The 17,859-nt window shown below is 63.1% G+C and carries 18 protein-coding genes; 5 read left to right on the top strand and 13 right to left on the bottom strand.

Annotated elements, in window-relative coordinates:
* Positions 1-156: 156 nt before the first annotated feature.
* From RAS12_RS10485 to RAS12_RS10465, 5 genes are all read right to left on the bottom strand, one after another.
* A complete protein-coding gene (locus tag RAS12_RS10485) occupies positions 157-1,146 on the bottom strand; it encodes a Bug family tripartite tricarboxylate transporter substrate binding protein (RefSeq protein WP_306948013.1) in 990 nt (329 codons plus the stop codon).
* A gap of 118 nt (positions 1,147-1,264) precedes the next feature.
* Complete coding sequence (locus tag RAS12_RS10480) at positions 1,265-2,221, bottom strand: LysR family transcriptional regulator (RefSeq protein ID WP_306948010.1); 957 nt, start codon at positions 2,219-2,221, stop codon at positions 1,265-1,267.
* A 37-nt stretch (positions 2,222-2,258) separates the two neighbouring features.
* Positions 2,259-3,410 (bottom strand): CaiB/BaiF CoA transferase family protein, encoded by a 1,152-nt coding sequence (locus tag RAS12_RS10475; RefSeq protein ID WP_306948008.1) that lies wholly within the window; start codon positions 3,408-3,410, stop codon positions 2,259-2,261.
* Positions 3,407-4,201 (bottom strand): enoyl-CoA hydratase, encoded by a 795-nt coding sequence (locus tag RAS12_RS10470; protein ID WP_306948006.1) that lies wholly within the window; start codon positions 4,199-4,201, stop codon positions 3,407-3,409. Before RAS12_RS10470 ends, RAS12_RS10475 begins: the two co-directional genes overlap by 4 nt.
* A 180-nt stretch (positions 4,202-4,381) precedes the next feature.
* A complete protein-coding gene (locus RAS12_RS10465; protein WP_306948003.1) occupies positions 4,382-5,125 on the bottom strand; it encodes an SDR family oxidoreductase in 744 nt (247 codons plus the stop codon).
* Between the two features lie 112 nt (positions 5,126-5,237).
* Here RAS12_RS10465 and RAS12_RS10460 point away from each other — a divergent pair, with 112 nt between their 5' ends.
* Positions 5,238-6,149 (top strand): LysR family transcriptional regulator, encoded by a 912-nt coding sequence (locus tag RAS12_RS10460; protein WP_306948002.1) that lies wholly within the window; start codon positions 5,238-5,240, stop codon positions 6,147-6,149.
* Here RAS12_RS10460 and RAS12_RS10455 read toward each other — a convergent pair.
* The 6 genes from RAS12_RS10455 to RAS12_RS10430 all read right to left on the bottom strand — a co-directional run bounded on the left by RAS12_RS10455 (position 6,128) and on the right by RAS12_RS10430 (position 13,035).
* On the bottom strand, positions 6,128-7,522 hold the full coding sequence (locus RAS12_RS10455; protein ID WP_306948000.1) for a GntP family permease: 1,395 nt from the start codon (positions 7,520-7,522) through the stop codon (positions 6,128-6,130). The two genes, RAS12_RS10460 and RAS12_RS10455, sit on opposite strands and share 22 nt — an antisense overlap.
* A 132-nt stretch (positions 7,523-7,654) precedes the next feature.
* Positions 7,655-8,104: an NUDIX hydrolase gene (locus RAS12_RS10450; protein WP_306947998.1), complete on the bottom strand. Its 450-nt coding sequence runs from the start codon at positions 8,102-8,104 to the stop codon at positions 7,655-7,657.
* Between the two features lie 119 nt (positions 8,105-8,223).
* Positions 8,224-9,504, bottom strand: a complete 1,281-nt coding sequence (locus RAS12_RS10445; protein ID WP_371321268.1) for an ABC transporter substrate-binding protein — start codon at positions 9,502-9,504, stop codon at positions 8,224-8,226.
* Positions 9,505-9,628: 124 nt separating this feature from the next.
* On the bottom strand, positions 9,629-10,372 hold the full coding sequence (locus tag RAS12_RS10440) for a GntR family transcriptional regulator (protein WP_306947996.1): 744 nt from the start codon (positions 10,370-10,372) through the stop codon (positions 9,629-9,631).
* A 2-nt stretch (positions 10,373-10,374) separates the two neighbouring features.
* Entirely contained in the window at positions 10,375-11,991 is a 1,617-nt protein-coding gene (locus RAS12_RS10435; RefSeq protein WP_306947994.1) for an AMP-binding protein, read from the bottom strand.
* Positions 11,992-11,994: 3 nt separating this feature from the next.
* Complete coding sequence (locus RAS12_RS10430; RefSeq protein ID WP_306947993.1) at positions 11,995-13,035, bottom strand: cyclase family protein; 1,041 nt, start codon at positions 13,033-13,035, stop codon at positions 11,995-11,997.
* A gap of 114 nt (positions 13,036-13,149) precedes the next feature.
* On the opposite strand from RAS12_RS10430, the gene RAS12_RS10425 reads away from it, so the two are divergent.
* Both RAS12_RS10425 and RAS12_RS10420 read left to right on the top strand, forming a co-directional pair.
* Entirely contained in the window at positions 13,150-14,145 is a 996-nt protein-coding gene (locus RAS12_RS10425) for a Bug family tripartite tricarboxylate transporter substrate binding protein (protein ID WP_306947991.1), read from the top strand.
* Complete coding sequence (locus RAS12_RS10420; RefSeq protein ID WP_306947989.1) at positions 14,142-14,864, top strand: SDR family oxidoreductase; 723 nt, start codon at positions 14,142-14,144, stop codon at positions 14,862-14,864. Before RAS12_RS10425 ends, RAS12_RS10420 begins: the two co-directional genes overlap by 4 nt.
* Before the next feature lie 53 nt (positions 14,865-14,917).
* Here the strand turns inward: RAS12_RS10420 and RAS12_RS10415 are convergent, their stop codons facing one another.
* The gene (locus tag RAS12_RS10415; RefSeq protein WP_306951399.1) at positions 14,918-15,817 is read right to left on the bottom strand and encodes a GlxA family transcriptional regulator; all 900 of its coding nucleotides are present in this window, start codon (positions 15,815-15,817) and stop codon (positions 14,918-14,920) included.
* A 90-nt stretch (positions 15,818-15,907) separates the two neighbouring features.
* Here RAS12_RS10415 and RAS12_RS10410 point away from each other — a divergent pair, with 90 nt between their 5' ends.
* The gene (locus RAS12_RS10410) at positions 15,908-16,582 is read left to right on the top strand and encodes a DJ-1/PfpI family protein (RefSeq protein WP_306947987.1); all 675 of its coding nucleotides are present in this window, start codon (positions 15,908-15,910) and stop codon (positions 16,580-16,582) included.
* A 9-nt stretch (positions 16,583-16,591) separates the two neighbouring features.
* Here the strand turns inward: RAS12_RS10410 and RAS12_RS10405 are convergent, their stop codons facing one another.
* Positions 16,592-17,074 (bottom strand): Lrp/AsnC family transcriptional regulator, encoded by a 483-nt coding sequence (locus tag RAS12_RS10405; protein ID WP_306947985.1) that lies wholly within the window; start codon positions 17,072-17,074, stop codon positions 16,592-16,594.
* A gap of 132 nt (positions 17,075-17,206) precedes the next feature.
* Here RAS12_RS10405 and RAS12_RS10400 point away from each other — a divergent pair, with 132 nt between their 5' ends.
* Positions 17,207-17,839 carry a LysE family translocator gene (locus RAS12_RS10400; RefSeq protein ID WP_306947984.1) on the top strand — a complete coding sequence of 211 codons (633 nt, stop codon included), beginning with the start codon at positions 17,207-17,209 and terminating at the stop codon, positions 17,837-17,839.
* The last annotated feature ends 20 nt before the right edge of the window (positions 17,840-17,859 follow it).

Raw genomic sequence — 17,859 nt, 5'->3', positions numbered from 1 at the left:
GGGCGAATGCGGTGTTGACTTCCGCGCGCAAATGCGAAAACGCCAGGCGGGGCTGGCGTGTCAAAAATAGATGGGGGCGGACGATTGAGCCAGACGCTGGCGGTGTACCTGCGTAAGGATGGCAACCGCCGCGATTGCCTGATGGGCCGGACCGGTTTACTGCGGTTCGATCTTGGCGTCGATGGCGCGCTGGGTCCAGATCTGGCGCTGCGTTTGGGCAAACTCCTTGTGTTCAGCTACAGAGTTTGGCGCCACCTGCATGCCCAGCGCTTCGAATTTGGCAGCACTATCGGGTTCACGCAGAATGCGGGCGATCTCGCTGTTCAGGCGGTCGACCACGGGCGCAGGCGTGCCAGCGGGCGCTGCCACGCCGACCCACACGACCAGATCGAAATTCTTGTAGCCCGCTTCGGCCAAGGTCGGCACGTTGGGAAAATCCTTGGCGCGATTCTGACCGGTGAATGCAATGCCAGTCAGTTTGCCGCTATGCATGAAGGCCGTGACAACCGATTGGTCCGCAAACAGATAGTCCACGTGTCCGCCCAGCAAGTCCGTTACCGCGGGCGGCTGGCTTTTGTACGGCACGCCGTTGGCGGCGGCGCCCGCCACAGTATTGAACGTGGCGCCGGCGATCTGGCTGGTGGGCGAACCATAGGCGTAGTTCAACGGACGGACTTGGGTGGCCTGCACCAGTTTCGCTACCGAGGTGTAGGGCGAATCCGCCCGCACGACCAGCATCATGGGAATCGTGGCGATCCGGATGACATGGATGAAGTCTTCCGTCGGATCGTAGGGCAGTTTGCGAAACAGCGCGGGTGTGGCCGAATGCGTCGAACTGCTGGTCAGCACCAACGTGTAGCCGTCGGCTGGCGCTCGCGCCGCCGTGACCGAACCAATGGTGCCGGACGCTCCTGGCTTGTTCTCGATAACGATGGGCACGCCCAGGCGAGGACCCAATTTTTCCGACAGGATGCGGGCGCTGGTGTCGGTGGCGCTGCCAGGCGAAAAAGGCACCACGATCGTGATGGGCTTGTTGGGATAGGTTTCGGCTGCGTGGACGGCGCTGGCACTTCCCGCCAAGGCCCACGCGGCGCCAACGGCGGCGGCAAGCAAACGTCTGCGGGCGTTGTCCGGAATTCGGGTCATGAAAGTCTCCTGGTTTTTTTGTCGCCCATCTGTCGCAGCGTCTCGCTGGCGGGATCAGAGCCATGGCGCATGATGCGTCTGGCCGGCTTATCTCAACAAGGGACTAATTTTCATAGACCTATTCCGTATCTGGATTAATGGGTCGCGGGTCCTGGAACACGGTTGGGTCGGGCGACGCTTCGCGCGCTTGCAGATAGGTTTCCAGCTCATCCAGAAAGGTCTTGGCGGCCAGCGATAAACGGGTGCTTCGGCGTTGGATCAACCACAGTTCGTGGCGGCGTTCCGGGCCCTCCTGGATGGGCGCAGCGTGCAGCCCCAGCAGCCGCGCAAAGGCGCAGACGTAGCCGGGCACGATGGTGATCCCCAAACCCGCCCGCACCAGGTTCAATACCGATGTCAGCATGCCGGCTTCGATGCCGGACGAGAACGCCAGATCCAGTTCACTGCTGATGCGGTCGACGGCGCGGCGCACACTGTAGACGTTGCGCAGCGTGACGTGGTCATGCGCCGCCAGATCGGCCCAGCGCACGCTTGCGCTCTGGCCCAGAGGGTGGGACGGGGCGCAGACCATATACATGGAATCGCGGTAGATCACGCGTGCATCCAGGCCTTCGCCGTGCGTTTGCGTGGACACGATGCCGAAGTCGGCGTGGCCGTGGCGCACGTGTTCCAGCGTGTCGTCGGTATTCAGCTCATACAGCGCCAGTTTCACGCCTGCGTGCTGGCGGTGATAGCGTGCGATCACGTCACCCAGCAGGCCGACCATCATCATGGGGGAACTTGCCACGCCGACCGCGCCGCGGTCCAGCGAGCGCAGCCCCGACATGCTGCGTTCGGCGGCGCGCACCGTGCCCAGGATCTCTTGGGCATAGGCGTAGAAATCGGCCGCGCCCTCGCACGGCGTCACGCTGCGGGTGGAGCGTTCAAACAGGGGCTGGCCTACTTCGGTTTCTAACTCAGCGCACAGTTTGCTGACGGCGGACTGGGTGACGAAGGCGGCACGGGCAGCCGCGGTGAAACTGCGCAGTTCGTAGAGCGCGCAGAAAACACGCAACTGCTTCAAGGTGATGTTCATGGTCCGGGCCGGCAGGGCGCGTGCGCCCGGAATGGGCTTAGCGGCCGGGTTCCAGCATATCGCGATCCGCATCCTGACGCGGCGCCAGGCGGCGCAGCGATCCGGGGGTGCGCGAAAAGCGAACCGGGATCGATGTCGCCGTCAGTGTGCCTTCTGTCGGATGCTCCACCTGCTGGAAGAAGCCGGTGGCAAGCAGGTGCGGGTCGTCGAACAGCGCCTCGGGCGTGTTCACACGCGAATGCGGAATGTCGGCATCGGCCAGCAGGGCCAGCCAATCGTCTGTGCCGCGCAAGGCCACGATATCGGCCAGGTGCTGATAAAGCGTGTCGAAGTTGCGGGCGCGCGTCTCTGGCGTCAGGTAACGCGGGTCGGCCGCCAGGTCGGCTCTTCCTGCCAGACCGAAGAACCGTTGCCATTGCGCGTCGGTGTAGGGCAAGAGCGCGATATAGCCGTCCAGCGTGCGGTAAGGCTTGCGCTCGGGCGACAGCACGCGGCTGTAGCCCATTTCGCCGCGCGGCGGATCAAACGTTCGGCCGCCCATGTGTTCGATCAGGGTGAACGACACCAGCGTTTCAAACATGGGGACTTCAATCGCTTGCCCAAGCCCCGATTTTTCGCGCTCGTACAGCGCCATGGGAATGGTGTAGGCCAGCGTCAGGCCGGCCACCTTGTCGGCCATGATGGTGTTGATATAGGCGGGCGCGCCGGTGTTGCGGCCTTGCAGATCGGCCAAGCCGCTCATGGCCTGAATGATGTCGTCAAAGGCCGGCTTGGCCGCATACGGGCCATCCTGCCCGAAGCCCACCGCCGAACAGTAGATCAGTCTGGGATTGCGGGCGCACAGCGTCGCGGCGTCCAGCCCGGCTCGCGCCAGTGCGCGGGGACGCACATTGGAGATAAACACGTCGGCGCCATCCACCAGTGACAGCAGCCGTTGCAGATCGTCCGGGTCTTTGGCATTCAGGGTGACGCTGTGCTTGTTACGGTTCAGATTCAAATACACCGCACCCATGCCCGGGTTCGCGGCTGGCGCCGACGCGCGGAACACGTCGCCCTCTGGCGCTTCCACCTTGATGATGTCCGCGCCCATATCGCCCAAAATCTGCGTGGCGTACGGCCCCATCCCGACCGAGGTCATGTCGATGATTCGCACGCCCGCCAGCGGCCCGCTTGCGCGAGTGGAGTTCATTGGCCGTCCCGTTTGTGCTTGCGGGTCAGGAAGGGCGCCATGTATTGGCGCGGCTCTTGCGTCGTGAAGGCGTCGCCAAACGCTTCCACGCTACGGTCCAGGCCCGCTTCTACGCTCGAAGTCTCCCAGTACCGCAGCAATGCCTTTTGCGACACGACAGCGCGGGGGCCGCTGGCTGCAATGGGGCCGACGGTACGTTCCACCAGCGCGTCGAGCTCGCCCGCTTCGGACATGAATTGCAGATAACCCCAGCGCAAGGCCTGATCGGCGTCCACGGTTTCGCCGGTCAGCAACAACCAGTTGGTCGCGCCGGGACCTATCAGCCCGGGCAACAAGACGGCATGGATGACCGAGGGGATGCCTACGCGGACTTCGGGCATGCCGAAGACGCCGTCGCGCGAACCCAGGCGGATGTCGCAGGCCGCTGCCAATTCCATGCCCGCGCCCAGGCAAAAACCCGGGATACGCGCGATGGTGGGCACCGGAACGTTGCGCACCGCTTCGCACAGCTGGCGCAGGTTGGTGATGAATTCGCGGCCGCCGTCGGGGTCCAGCTCGGCCATTTCATAGATGTTGGCGCCGCCAACAAACGCACGTTCGCCCGTGCCGCGGATGACCAGCGCACGCGCGTCGGCTTGCCCGGCGATCCATTGCACTGCCCGGGTCAGGCCCAGCGTGACGGGCGTGGCCAGAATGTTCAGGCTTTTGGCATCGTGAATCTGTAGCGTGTAGACGCCGCGCTCGTCGCGCTCGATGCGGCTGTGGGGGAATTCGGGAATCGGGGCGGTCATGTTTGTCTTGTCTCCGTGGCAGCCAGTTTTCTGAAAGCCATCCTAGAGCCTTCGGTTGATCCCGACAAACAAGGTTTTTTCATGGAATAAGTCCGGCTGGGAATAAATCCGAGCGGCGGATGCGCAAGCTGCCGATGGACAGTCCGCGCGCCCTGGATCAAGCCAAACCGGATTGGCTGCTTACGCCAGACCGCCGTTGGCGCGCAGGATCTGCCCGTTGACCCAGCCGCTGTCCGGACCCGCCAGAAAGGACACCACGCCCGAAATGTCGTCCGGCTGGCCCAGGCGTTCAAGCGGGGGCATTTTGGCAAAGTGCTCGATCAGTTCGGGACTCTTGCCCTTTAAGAACAGTTCGGTCGCCACGGGGCCTGGGGCCACGGCGTTGACGGTAATCCGGCGGCCGCGCAATTCCTTGGCAAACACGTGTGTAAAGCTCTCCACCGCCGCTTTGCTCGCGATGTAAATGGCATAACCCGGCAGGTTCAGCGCGATCGTGGTGCTGGACACATTCACGATGCTGCCGCCATCGGCCAGCCGCGTGGCGGCGGCGCGCAGGGTATTGAAGGTGCCGCGGGTGTTGATGTCGAAGGTCTGTTCGAACTGTTCGTCAGTGGTGTCCGCCAGCGGTTGAACCTTCAGTACACCGGCGCTGTTGACCAGCACGTCGATGCGTCCCAGGTCCGCTTCCACCTGATCGAACAGCGCGGTGACGTCGGCGGCCTTGGACACGTCGGCTTGCACGGCAAGCGCCCGTCCGCCAGCTTGGCGAATCTCGTTGGCCAGCGCGTCGGCCTCGGCTGCGCTGGACGCGTAATTGATGCCGACGGCAAAGCCGTCTTGGGCGAGTCGGCGCACGATAGCGGCGCCTATGCCGCGTGATCCGCCAGTAACAAGCGCGACGCGCGGGGTGGGTTGTGTGCTCATCTAACTCTCCGTTTTGGGTAGGGATGACGCATCATGGACTATTCCAAACCAAAGATAATTACCCTATATTCGCTAACATAATTCCATTTACATTAATAATTGGTGGCACAACGTGGACCGTTTCCAGGAAATGCAGGTGTTTGTCCGCATCGCGGAGCGGCGCAGCTTTTCTCACGCAGCCGAAGACCTGCAAATTCCCCGCGCCACCGTCACCAACCTGATCAAGCGCATGGAAAAGCGGCTTGGCGCAAGGTTGCTGGAACGCACCACGCGCCAAGTGCGGATGACACACGATGGCGAAGCCTATTACCGGCGCTGCGTCAGGCTGCTGGCTGACTTGGAAGAGGCGGACGGTGCCTTTCTGAATACGGCGCCCAAGGGCCTGCTGCGCGTCAATGCGCAGGGCACCCTGGCCAAGTATTTTGTGGTGCCCGGCCTGGCGGGATTTCTGGAACGCTATCCCGATATCGTCCTGCACCTGGGCGAGGATGACCGGCTGGTAGACCTGGTGCGCGAAGGAGTGGACTGCGTGCTGCGCGCAGGAACCTTGCAGGATTCATCGCTGGTGGGGCGGCAGATCGCGCTGATGCCGCAGGTGACGGTGGCCAGTCCGGCCTACCTGGAGCGTTTCGGTACGCCCGCCCGCCTGGAAGATCTGGAAGGCCATCGGGCAGTGGACTATCTATCCAGCTCCACGGGCCGCAGCATAGCGCTGGACTTCACGGTGGACGGGCGCAATGTGCAAGTGCGGCCGGCGTCGGTTATCAGCGTGACGGGCGCAGAGCTTTACACCAGTGCGGCGGTAGCCGGCCTGGGTCTGGCCCAGGTGCCGCGCTACCGGATCGAACAGGAGTTGGCGTCGGGTTTGCTCTGTATTGTGTTGCCCGGCTCGCCGCCCGCGCCCATGCCAGTGTCCGTGCTGTATCCGCAAAGCCGTCAGGTGTCGGCGCGGGTGCGCGTATTTACCCAATGGCTGGCGGACGTGTTCGGCGTGGCTTTTGGTCAGACGATGCCGGTCAGGTAGTACATCGCAATCACCACGAATACCGATAAGGTCGATATCAGCGTAATGGCGAAGATGTCCCCATACGACTGACGGTGCGTCAGGCCCGTCACGGCCAGCAAGGTGATCACCGCGCCGTTGTGCGGCAGCGTGTCCATGCCGCCGCTGGCCATGGCGGCGATCCGGTGCAGCACCTCCATGGGGATGCCGGCCGCATGGGCGCCGTCAATAAATGTCTGCGACATGGCCGCCAGGGCGATGCTCATGCCACCCGAGGCCGACCCGGTAATGCCCGCCAGCGACGTGACGGCTACGGCTTCGCCGACCAGCGGGTCGGGGATGGCCTTGAGCGCATCGGCCACCAGCAAGAAACCCGGCAACGCGGCAATTACGCCACCGAAGCCGTATTCGGCAGCGGTGTTCATCGACGCCAGCAGCGCGCCCGACACGGCGCTTTTGCTGCCTTCCGCAAAGTGCGCCTTGATGGCCTTGAACGAGAACAACAGAATCGTGAAGATGCCGGCGATCAGCGCGCCCATCACCGCCCATAGCGCGACCTGATCGACCGCGTTCACAGGCATGGGCTTGGCAAGACCGGGTAGTGTCACTTCGGACCCTGCGGGGTACCAGCCGGGTATCCAGCGGGTCAGCAGGTAGTTGACGACGCCCACAACCAGCAGGGGCAGCAACGCGATCAGAGGATGGTGGTTGCGCTCGCTGGGCGGTGTCGTCGGTTCGTTGCGCAGTTCGGTGCCATAGGTCTCGCCTGCTGCCGCTGCACGTTTGCGCCGCCATTCCAGATAGGCAATCCCCATGCTCAGCGTGAACGCCGCGCCGATCAGGCCCAGCCAAGGCGCGGCCCAGGTGGTCGTTTCAAAGAACGTGGTCGGAATGATGTTCTGGATCTGCGGCGTGCCGGGCAGCGCCGTCATCGTGAAGGTAAATGCGCCCAGCGCGATGGCGCCCGGCATCAGCCGTTTGGGAATGCCGCCTTGGCGAAACATTTCTGCCGCAAACGGATACACCGCGAACACCACGACAAACAGCGACACGCCGCCGTAGGTCAGCACCGCACATACCAGCACGATGGCCACAATGGCGCGTTCGGCCCCGATCATGCGCAGCACCGCCTGCACGATGGCGCGCGAGAATCCCGACAGCTCGATCAGCTTGCCGAACACCGCGCCCAGCAAAAAGACCGGGAAGTAGAGCTTGGCGAAACCCGCCATGCGCTCCATGAAGATGCCTGAAAACACCGGCGCCAGCGCCGATGGATCGGTCAACAGCACCGCGCCCATGGCTGCGATGGGCGCGCAAAGAATCACGCTATAGCCTCGATACGCCGCCAGCATCAGAAACGCCAGCGCCGCCACCACGATAAACAATCCGGTCATTCATTGCTCCTGGAATGAAGAGATAAGGGGCGAAGGGGCTACACCTTACCGCATCCTTTCAGGAGCCTGAATGACACGCATCAGTTGGCGGGCGAGAACGCTGCGGGGGGCGGCGGGGATTGCCGCCTCGTTTTAGCCTTTGAAATCAAGCGCAGCCATCAGTGCCGCGGCTTTGCGCGCCAGTTCCGCCACCCCGAAACTCATCGCAAGCTCATGCGCTTCCAGACGCTCAAGCGGTACCCAGCGCGCATCCCGCGCATCATCGCCTGCCACGGGTTCGCCAGAGATCCAGCGGCACAGCACGGCGATCAAAATGAAGTGGCGGCGCAGCGCGCCGGAGTCGTCGCGGTCGAATACGTCCACCGCGTCAAACACGTGCAGGGGTTCGGCCAGCACGCCGGTTTCTTCCCGCAGTTCCCGGACCGTGGCGGCCTCGATGCGTTCGCCCGCGTCGATCTTGCCGCCCGGAAAGGCCCAGCAGTTTTCGTCTGGCGGATTGGCGCGGCGCACCAGCAACACGTGGCCGTCGCGGATAACGGCGGCAATCGTGGCTGGGATGGGGCGCGGGGTGGGGGTACTCATGCAGGGCTCCGGCAAAAAGGGATTGCCTGCAAGGGTACCCCCATTGCGGACAGGTGTTGGTGAGCCTGTCCGCAAAAACGCAGCGGCCGGATGCGCAACCGGCCGGCTGGCTGACTCGCTTAATTGCTGGCCGTCTTCTTCACCAGCGGGCACGTGGATTTGGACAGCGGCATAAAGGCTTGATCTCCAGGCAAGGTTGCGACCAGCTTGTAGTAATCCCACGGCCGCTTGGATTCGGACGGCTGTTTGACTTCAAACAAGTACATGTCGTGCACCATGCGGCCATCTTCGCGGATACGGCCATTGGTGGCGAAGAAGTCGTTGATGGGCATGGACTTCATCTGTTTCATCACGGCCGTGGGTTCGTCCGTGCCCGCTGCCTGCACCGCCTTCAGATAGTGCATCACCGAAGAGTACGTGCCCGCCTGACTCATGTTGGGCATCTTCTTCAGTTTGTCGTAGTAGCGCTGGGACCAGGCGCGGGTCTGGTCATTCATGTCCCAGTAAAAGCCTTCCGTCAGGGTCAGGCCAGCCGCCGCTTCCAGGCCGATCGCGTGGATGTCGTTGATATACAAGAGCAATCCGGCCATTTTCTGGCCGCCCTTGGTCAGGCCGAACTCGTTGGCCGCCTTGATGGCGTTGACGGTGTCGCCGCCTGCGTTGGCCAACCCGATGATCTGGGCTTTGCTGGCCTGGGCCTGCAACAGATACGAAGCAAAATCGCTCGACCCCAACGGGTGGCGCGCGGCACCCAGTACCGTGCCTCCGTTAGCCTTCACGACCTCGGTGGCGGAGGCTTGCAGGGTGTGGCCAAAGGCGTAATCGGCCGTCAGGAAATACCAGCTCTTGCCGCCTTTTTCGACGGTGGCGCGCGCCGTGGTGTTGGCGAGCGACCATGTGTCGTAGGTGTAGTGAACGGAATAGGGCGAGCACAGATCATTGGTGATGCGCTCGGTGCCGGGGCCGCTGAAGACGACGATTTTCTTCTTGTCCCGGGCGACCTCAAGCACGGCCAGCGCGGGCGCCGACCCTGCCACGTCCATGATCGCGTCGACCTGTTTCGTGTCATACCATTCGCGCGCTTTTGCGGCGGCGATGTCGGCCTTGTTCTGATGGTCTACGACCAGCAGATCTACCTTCTTGCCCAGCACGGTCCCGCCAAAATCAGCGATGGCCATTTCGGCAGCGGTGGCGCTGCCCTTGCCGGTCACGTCGGCGTAAACGCCGCTCATATCCAGGATCAGGCCCAACCGGACCACATCATCCGAGATGGCCGGGGCCTGCGCGAGTGCGGCGGGTGCCATGGCAGCCAGGGCGGCGGCAACGGCTGAGGTTGCGAAAAATTGGGTAAGCGTGCTGCGGCCCTGCGGTGAATTCCGGGGCGTGTTGGCGTAAACCATGGTTTGTCTCCTTAATGCGGGATCTGTTTGGAACCTGCTGGCGCTTCTACAGCTTGCTGCGGCGCTCTATATGGACTTGCGGTCGTGACGGGTCAGGGCGGGTGTGCTCCTTGAATCAATGCATCTAGCGGCTGGACAGCAGATCAAATTCCATCCGTACCTTGCGGAACGGAAATTCCAATCTAGCGAAATAGACGACGCGGCCATCGATACACGCGTAGCGCCGTAATTCGGCAACCGGTGACGACACAGGGATCTGCAAGGATTCAGCGGATTCCTGACCGGCTTCGATCACGTTCAACACCTGGCGCGCCTCGGTGATGCGTGCACCATAAAACTGGTCCAGCACCGGGGCAATCGTGCTTTTCTGAAAACGAACCCGGTGCTTTTTGAACAGGCCGCTTTCCAGGAAGACCTCGCTATAGCAGAAGGGGCCAGCGTCAGTCGTATGCACGCGTCGCAGGTATTGAAAACTGCCTTCGCGGTCGGCATCGCAGGGCATGCCCAGCGTGTCGGGCAAGGGCGAGTCAGCGCTGGATTCCACCAGCGACACCGTGCCCAGCTGATTGCTCAGTTCCACGGTTTCAGCCCAGGTCTTGGGAATCAGCAGAGTGGGCGTTTCGGGCAGCTCGGCGTTGACAAAGGTGCCCGATCCCCGCGAGCGGCGGATCAAGCCATCTTTTTCCAGCAGGCCAAATGCCTGGCGAATGGTTGCCCGCGAAATGCCATAGGTTTCCATCAGCGATTCCAGCGGCGGGATCTGCTGCCCGGGCCGCCAGGTGCGATTCTGGATATGGCTGCGGAACAGCGCAGCCGCTTGCAGATAAAGCGGCTGGGGGCTGTGCGAAAAGAGCTTGCGGGCGGGCATGGTCAGGGAGACGCCTGGGATGAGGAATCCGAGAGCATAGCGTCTGCCATGTCGCGCAGCCGGTGTTTCTGGATCTTCACGGAGTTGGCGCTTTCCACTGAAGGAAATGCGTCAAGCACGGTAAAGCCCACCGGCGCTTTAAAGCCTGCCATCGCGGCCTTGCATGCGGCGGTCCAGCCAGCGGGATCGGCAGCCGCACCGGGGTGGAGCAGCACGAAGGCATAGGGCACGATCTTGCCGTGCTTGGTGGCGCCCACCACCTGGCAGGCGCGCACGCCGGGCAGGGTTTCGACCACTTGTTCGATTTCGACCGGGTTGACCAGAAAGCCTGACAGGCGCAGGGAATCACCCATGCGGGTCTGGAACACGAATTGGCGCGGGGTCAGCGTATAGCCCAGGTCGCCCGTCTTGAAGTAGCCGTCTTCTGTCACGGCAGCGCGGGTGGCTTCGGGGTTGTCCAGATATCCCTGCATCAAGCTGGGCGACAGGATTTCAATTTCGCCGGACTGTCCGTGAGGCAGCACCTGACCGGTGGCTGGATCGCGGGCCCGCACGCGGGCGTCGGGGTAGACCAGCGTGCCGCCAGGCTGATGAAGGGCCGACACATCGCCTTCGGCGGCAATGCGCGGCTGACCCGCCACCAGGGCGATCAGTTCACTGGACCCATACAGCCCGGTCAGTGTGACGCCGGCATCCCGCGCCAGGTCCAGCATGTGATCCAGAGCCGGCGTAAAACTGGCAAAACCGAACAGCCGCGCCGATGAGAAATCGCCGGGTGCGGCAGCTTGCATCATGCCCACCAGCGCTTCATTGTTGGCGTAGGTGTGAGTCACGGCGTAGCGCCGCAGCACATCGGCGGACTGCGCGGCGTTGAAGACAGGGGCGCACACGACCGGCACGCCTTGGGCCAATCCGCCGGCCAGCGTGGCAAAGCCAAATGCGCCGCAGAACGGCGCGCTGGCCAGAATGCAGCTGTTTGGGCCGTATTCAAATGCTTGCGCGACCGCCGCGCCGTGGCGCAGCAAGGTGCGCTGGTCATGCAGCACAAATTTGGGTTTGGACGTGGTGCCGGACGTGGTGAAGCACAACACGCCCGCGTTGCCATGCGCTACGGGGGCCGCGTCCTGCGTGGCCAGCAAATCAGCGTAGCGATGCACGGGTTTGCCTTGGACGGAGGGAGCTACGGCTTCACCGGCCTCGGCCAGCGCGACCACGCCTTGCAGGCGGGCAAGGTGCTCGGGCGCAACGTCGTCCAGAATGCCCTGAAAATCGATGCCCTTGAAACCGGGCCAGAACACCAGCCAATCCGCCTTGCCGCGGCCCACAATGTCGGCTACTTCCAGCGATCTGAAACGTGTGTTGACGGCAAGTACCAGCGCGCCCAGGTGAGCGCAGGCCAGGAAGGATTCCACCCAGGCCGCGCAATTGGGCAGCCAGACGGCAACGCGGTCGCCGGGCTTTACGCCTATGCGCGCCAGGCCGGCAGCCAGTGCGCGGCTGCGCGCACGCAGTTGCGTCACGCTGATCTGCTGGTCCTGATCGATCAGCGCGATGGCGTCAGGCGCGCGCGAGACCAGCGCGTCCAGATGTTCAGAAAATGTTGAGTACGGCAAGGTCATGGCTTACACCGTGGCAATAGGCGTCACGGGTGAACCCACCGCGCCCGGCATGCGCAAGGGCGGGGCCGTGAGCAGGAAGCGGTTGCGGCCCTGCGCATGTAGCCAGTCCGCCAGATCCTTCAAGTACCAAAGCTCTGCCAACGGCAGCCCCAGCTTGAACAAGCAGTGGTGGTGCAGCGGCAGTATCGAGTGGCCTGGGCCGGACGTGCGGGCAGGATAGGATTCGACCGCGTAGTTGTCTGCGCAAATGGCGGCGATGCCGCTGGCGGTGATCCATTCCAGCAGGGCAGGGTCGGCGCCATCCAGCACGGCGCCTGTCTGTTCCAGCGCGTGCGGGTCAGGCTGGCCGTTCATGGCGACCAGACTTTCCGCGAACCCGGTACGCAGTACCAGCATATCGCCCGCTTCCAGCACCACGTTTTGCTCTTGCATGGCGGCCTGCAATTGGGTGTGGCCGACCAGTGTGCGCCCCGGGCCGAAGGCGCGAGCCAGATCCACCAGCACGCCACGGCCCTGCATGCCTTTTTCCGCATAGCGGCTGACGCTGAGTTTGCGCGCATACGAACCGCCGGGCGGGCAGCAGGCCTCAGCAGACGTGTCCGGGTCCGTGCCGCCAAACACATCAACGCCCGCGGCGTAGCCGTTGTAATAGACGCGGCGCGCTTGCCCGTCGCCTTGAATATCGAACATGGCGCCTACATGGCTCAAGCCGTCCCATTGCGTGGAGTACTGCATGGACAGCGTCACCTGGTCGTCGGACAGCACGTCGACAGCTTCAGGCTGCAACTGCGACATGGCAAAGTTCAGGTACGGCGTGCCTTCGCGGAACGTGGGCTTGAGGGTGGGGGCGTGGCGGCGGGGATTCAGCACGTTGCCGCCCGGCAGATCCAGCGGCAGCGACAGGCAGAACACCTTGCCCGTCCGCACTTCTCGCACGGCTTGCAGCACCTTGGCTTCCGTCAGCAGGTTCAGCCTGCCCAGTTCGTCATCCGGTCCGAAGTCGCCCCAGGTTGAGCCTTCGGGCCGTTGCGTCCAGCGTTTCATCTGCTTGTCTCCTGTCGGTTTTCTATGTTCTTATAACTATAGTACGTATTTACGTACTTTGAATAAGCCTCAAGAAGAAATCCGCAATCAGCGGGTTCACCAGGAGACAAATCCATGAAGCAATTCCTGCACCCGCGTGCCGGGTGGCGCCGCTTGGCCGTCGCCAGTCTGGCCGTGCTGGCTCTGCCCTCGGCGTATGCCGCCGGGTATCCCGACCATCCCGTAACCGTTGTTGTTCCCTACCCGCCGGGCGGGGGCGCCGACATATTTGGCCGCGCCATCGCCAACGCGTTGCAGCCGGGCCTGAAACAGACTGTGGTGGTTGAAAACAAGCCCGGCGCGGGCGGCAACATCGGCATGGCCTATGTGGCCCGCGCCAAGGCCGATGGCTACACCTTGGGCCTGGGCACCATCGGCACGCAGACCATCAACCAGTTCCTCTACAGCAATATGACTTTTGATCCCGAACGGGATCTGGTGCCGATTGCGCTGGTGTCCACCACGCCCAATGTCATCGCGGTCAGCGCCAAGTCGCCGTACAAAACGGTGGCTGACGTGATCCGTGCTGCCAAGCAGTCGCCCGAGAAGAAGCTGACCTATGCGTCACCGGGTATCGGTTCATCCGTGCACCTGACCGGCGCGTATTTCGAAGCCATGGCGGGGGTGACGATGCTGCACGTACCGTTTAAGGGCACCTCCGCATCGCTGCCTGCGGTGGCGGGCGGGCAGGTGGATTTGCTGTTTGACAACCTGCCGGGCGCGTTGGCGCAGATCAAAGACGGCAACTTGGTGCGCGGCGTGGCTGTGACCTCCGGCGAACGCGATCCATCGGTGCCCGCGCTGCCTACGGTCGCCGAGTCCGGGCTGCCCGGTTTTGATGTCACGGCATGGTTCGCGCTGTACGCACCGCGCAATACGCCGGAGCCGGTGATCAAGCAGTTGATCGAAGCGGCGCGCAGCGGTCTGCAAAGCCAGGTCATCGCGACCAACTTCGCCACGATGGGCGCCAAACCCGGTACGCTCTTCGGCGCCGACTTGGCCGCCTTCGAAAGCGCAGAGCGCAAGAAGTGGGGCGGACTCATCAAAGACAAAGGAATCACTGCGCAATGAACACTCCCATCGCTCTGGTCACCGGCGGCAGCCGCGGTATCGGCCGCGCCATCGTGGCGCGTCTGCTCAAAGACGGCTATCAAGTGGTCAACTTCAGCCGGCGGGCGCCTGACGCCGTGCTGCCTGGCGAAACCTTTCGTTCGGTCGATCTGGGCGATGCCGAGGCCACTCGCGCCGCCGCGCGGGAACTGGCCGCCGAGCGGCAAGTGCTGCATCTGGTCAATAACGCGGGGATGATTCAAGTCGCCAATATCGAAGACGTGACCGAGGCTGATCTCTTGCGCACCATGGCCTTGAATGTGACGGCGCCGGTTTTGCTCTTGCAGGCGCTGTTGCCGGGCATGCGTCAGGCGGGGTATGGACGCGTGGTCAATATTGGCAGCCGCGCCGCCTTGGGCAAGGGGGGGCGCTCGGTGTATGGCGCGTCCAAGGCGGGTTTGGCGGGCATGACGCGCACCTGGGCGCTGGAATTGGCAGCGGACGGCGTCACGGTAAACACCGTGGCGCCGGGGCCTATCGCAACCGAGTTGTTCAATCAGTCGAACCCGCCGGGGGAGGCGAAAACCCGCGCGCTGGAAGCCTCCATTCCCGTAGGCAGGGTGGGACAGCCAGAAGAGGTGGCGCACAGCGTCGCCATGTTCCTGGACAAGCAGGCGGGCTTCATCACGGGCCAGCTTTTGTATGTATGCGGAGGCATGTCCGTGGGGCTGGCGGGCTGATCCATTTTTACGCGGGCAATGGCCGCGCCAAGGGCTGGAGGTGATTGGCGCGGTCAGCGGTGCGTCTGGGGTGTGGTCTTTTTGTGCACCGGCCCGACAAGTTTTTCGACTGATTTCTTTGATATCTTGCCAGCGCTTTGCAGCACGCTGGCCCGTTCTTCGCGCAAGCGCCGCAGGACTTCCGTAGGTGCCACGCCAAAGTGCGCCGCAAACTTGCGCTGAAACGTGCGGCGGGACATCTGGCAGGCGTCGGCCATGTCGTCCACCGACCAGCGCGCCGACAAGCGCGCTTCAATTTTCTCGACCAGATCGCGAAAGGGCGCGGCGACGCGATCCTGCATGCGCAGTGTCTGGCTGTATTGGCGCTGGTCGCCGTCGCGGCGCATGAAAACGACCAGCCGGCGCGCAACCTGCTGCGACAGTGCCGAGCCGAAATCACGCTCGATCAGCGCAAGCGCCAGATCTATGCCCGCCGTTACGCCCGCAGATGTCCAATATTTGCCGCTTTCAATAAAGATGCGGTCGTCTTGCACTCGCAAGGCGGGGTAGAGCTGGCGCAGCCGGTCGGCAGAGCGCCAGTGCGTGGTCACGGCGCGCCCGTTAAGCAAGCCGGCAGAAGCCAGCACGAAAGCACCGGTGCACACGCTGCTCGTGCGGCGCGTGGCGGCATCGCGGCGGCGCAGCCAGGCGCGCATTTCCAGGTGGGCGCTGGCGAGGTCGACGCCGGGGCCGCCCGGCACCAGCATCATGTCGATGGGCGCATCGCCATCATGTTCGAAGGTGCCATCCACCTGCATGCGTAAACCTTGCTCCCACGTCGTCACAACTGGTGCGGCTGCAATGGTGCTTAAACGATAGAGCTTGCGCCCCGCCTCTTCATTGGCTGAACTGAACGCCTGCCAGGGACCGGCCAGGTCCAACGGCTGAAAGCCGTCGTACAGCACAAACACGATGTGTTGTGGCGCGTTTTGGCCTGAAAATGGCGCAACGGCCGGGGTGTGTCCGCCTATGCTGGGCGCTGGCGTTTCAAAGGGAGCATCGTCATGCATGTGAATTTTCTCTTGTTTCAGGGACTGACCCAGCTGGATATGACCGGTCCCTACGAAGTGCTGGCGAACGCGCCAGGCTTCACCGTGGATTTTGTCGCAAAAACACTCGATCCGGTGCGTTGTGATCGCGGCTTGCAATTCCTGCCCACGCAGACGCTGGCATCCGCACCGCAGTGCGATCTGCTGGTGGTGCCGGGTGGTCCGGGCACCGATGACGCCATTGTCGATCCGGAGTGGGTGGCCTTCACTCGCAAACAAGGGCTGGCTGCGCAGTATTTGTTTGGAATCTGCACGGGTTCCCTGCTTCTGGGCGCGGCGGGTTTGCTGCGTGGCAAGCGGGCATCCAGCCATTGGCGTGCGCGGGAACTGTTGTCGCGATTCGGTGCGACGCCCAGCGACGAACGCATGTGTGTGGACGGCAATGTCTACACCGCAGGCGGCGTGACCTCAGGTATCGACATGGGGCTGAAAGTGGTGGCCGCGCTGTGCGGTGACGATGTGGCCAAAATGATTCAGCTGCAAATCGAATATGACCCCAAGCCGCCGTTCCCGGGAGGCACTCCGAAAACATCGGAACCCGCCGTGGTGGAGCGTTATATCGCGATGTCGCAGGCGCGTTTTGACCGGCGCGCGGCATTGGTCGACCAAGCCGCTGCCGCCATGCCGTAAGCCGGTTGGTTACTTGCCCAGGTGGTCCAGCGGCAGCGGGCTTTGCGGCTTGACCGTCTGGATGGCGAAATTGCTGCGGATGTCTTTCACGCCCGGCAGCTTCAGCAGCGTGCCCAGCAGAAAGCGCTCGTAACCGCGCAGGTCTGGCACCACGACTTGCAGCAGAAAGTCGGATTCGCCGGACACCAGATGAGCGGCGATCACTTCCGGCAGGGCGCTGACTTCTTTGCGGAACTGGTCGGCGTCGCGTTCGTGATGCCGTTCCACCTTGACGCCCACAAACACGGTCAGGCCCAAGCCGACCTCGTCAGGCGCCAGTCTGGCCTCGTAGCCCTGGATAACGCCAGACTCTTCCAACATGCGCACGCGCCTCAGGCAAGGTGAGGGCGACAGCCCGATCTGCTCGGCCAATTCCACATTGGTCAGGCGGCCGTTCTTCTGCAAAGCCTCCAGAATGCGGCGGTCATAAGCGTCAAGTTCGTGTTTTGGCATGAAATTGGAAAACTGGCATGTTTGATGGTCTGGTATGCCAATAATGGTAACGGAGTTGGCATGAATAGCAAGCACATGCCAGCCCGATTTTCCTAGAATGATCGCCATCAAAGGATGCGTGGGAGCGCGGTGATGGCCGATATGGCGATGTTTCTAGGGGCTTTGCTGGTTGTGTATGTAATCCCTGGCCCGGACATGATTCTGCTGCTGGAAACCGGCGTGCTGCGCGGCCGCGGGCAGGCCCTGGCGGTGGCGGTCGGGTTGGCCATTGCTCGCGCCGCGCACGTGACCCTGGCCGCGCTGGGGCTGGCTGCCTTGTTCAAGACTCACCCCTGGGCGTTTGACGCCGCGCGTACGGTGGGCGGCTGTTATCTGGTGTGGCTGGGGGTGCGCCTGCTGCGAGCGGCGCCGGTGGCCTATGACGCAGCGGGGCAGAATGCGCCGCAAGGCGCAGGGCTGGGCGGGGCGCTGTTAAGCGGCGTGTTGACCAACGTGCTCAACCCCAAGGCCTTGTTGTTCTGCTCGGTGCTGTTGCCGCAATTTGTGTCACCGGCGCAAGGCCCGATCGGACAGCAGTTTGCGATATTGGGTGTGATCCTGGTCAGCCTGGGTTTGGCATTTGACATCGTGTGCGCTCTGGCGGGCGGAGCGGTGGGGCGCTGGATGTCCGCCAGCCCGCGCGCGCAGAGAATTCAGAGCGTTGTCTTTGGCACCGCGTTGATCGGCTTTGGTCTGCGTCTGACGCTGGCGGGACGCCCGGCCTGAAGCAGAAAACGGACGGCTTC

Origin of the sequence: Achromobacter seleniivolatilans (assembly GCF_030864005.1) — a bacterium.
In the GTDB taxonomy this organism is placed as follows: domain Bacteria; phylum Pseudomonadota; class Gammaproteobacteria; order Burkholderiales; family Burkholderiaceae_B; genus Achromobacter; species Achromobacter seleniivolatilans.
The sequence above is the reverse complement of the archived record's forward strand: the minus strand, read 5'-3'. Positions and strand labels throughout refer to the sequence as shown.

Excerpts from the sequence above, each read along its gene's own strand:
- RAS12_RS10425 (WP_306947991.1), top strand. The coding sequence starts at position 13,150 with ATGAAGCAATTCCTGCACCCGCGTGCCGGGTGGCGCCGCTTGGCCGTC.
- RAS12_RS10420 (WP_306947989.1), top strand. The coding sequence starts at position 14,142 with ATGAACACTCCCATCGCTCTGGTCACCGGCGGCAGCCGCGGTATCGGC.
- RAS12_RS10465 (WP_306948003.1), bottom strand. The coding sequence starts at position 5,125 with ATGAGCACACAACCCACCCCGCGCGTCGCGCTTGTTACTGGCGGATCA.
- RAS12_RS10445 (WP_371321268.1), bottom strand. The coding sequence starts at position 9,504 with ATGGTTTACGCCAACACGCCCCGGAATTCACCGCAGGGCCGCAGCACG.
- RAS12_RS10410 (WP_306947987.1), top strand. The coding sequence starts at position 15,908 with ATGCATGTGAATTTTCTCTTGTTTCAGGGACTGACCCAGCTGGATATG.
- RAS12_RS10450 (WP_306947998.1), bottom strand. The coding sequence starts at position 8,104 with ATGAGTACCCCCACCCCGCGCCCCATCCCAGCCACGATTGCCGCCGTT.
- RAS12_RS10440 (WP_306947996.1), bottom strand. The coding sequence starts at position 10,372 with ATGCCCGCCCGCAAGCTCTTTTCGCACAGCCCCCAGCCGCTTTATCTG.
- RAS12_RS10470 (WP_306948006.1), bottom strand. The coding sequence starts at position 4,201 with ATGACCGCCCCGATTCCCGAATTCCCCCACAGCCGCATCGAGCGCGAC.
- RAS12_RS10430 (WP_306947993.1), bottom strand. The coding sequence starts at position 13,035 with ATGAAACGCTGGACGCAACGGCCCGAAGGCTCAACCTGGGGCGACTTC.
- RAS12_RS10405 (WP_306947985.1), bottom strand. The coding sequence starts at position 17,074 with ATGCCAAAACACGAACTTGACGCTTATGACCGCCGCATTCTGGAGGCT.
- RAS12_RS10435 (WP_306947994.1), bottom strand. The coding sequence starts at position 11,991 with ATGACCTTGCCGTACTCAACATTTTCTGAACATCTGGACGCGCTGGTC.
- RAS12_RS10475 (WP_306948008.1), bottom strand. The coding sequence starts at position 3,410 with ATGAACTCCACTCGCGCAAGCGGGCCGCTGGCGGGCGTGCGAATCATC.
- RAS12_RS10485 (WP_306948013.1), bottom strand. The coding sequence starts at position 1,146 with ATGACCCGAATTCCGGACAACGCCCGCAGACGTTTGCTTGCCGCCGCC.
- RAS12_RS10480 (WP_306948010.1), bottom strand. The coding sequence starts at position 2,221 with ATGAACATCACCTTGAAGCAGTTGCGTGTTTTCTGCGCGCTCTACGAA.
- RAS12_RS10455 (WP_306948000.1), bottom strand. The coding sequence starts at position 7,522 with ATGACCGGATTGTTTATCGTGGTGGCGGCGCTGGCGTTTCTGATGCTG.
- RAS12_RS10400 (WP_306947984.1), top strand. The coding sequence starts at position 17,207 with ATGGCCGATATGGCGATGTTTCTAGGGGCTTTGCTGGTTGTGTATGTA.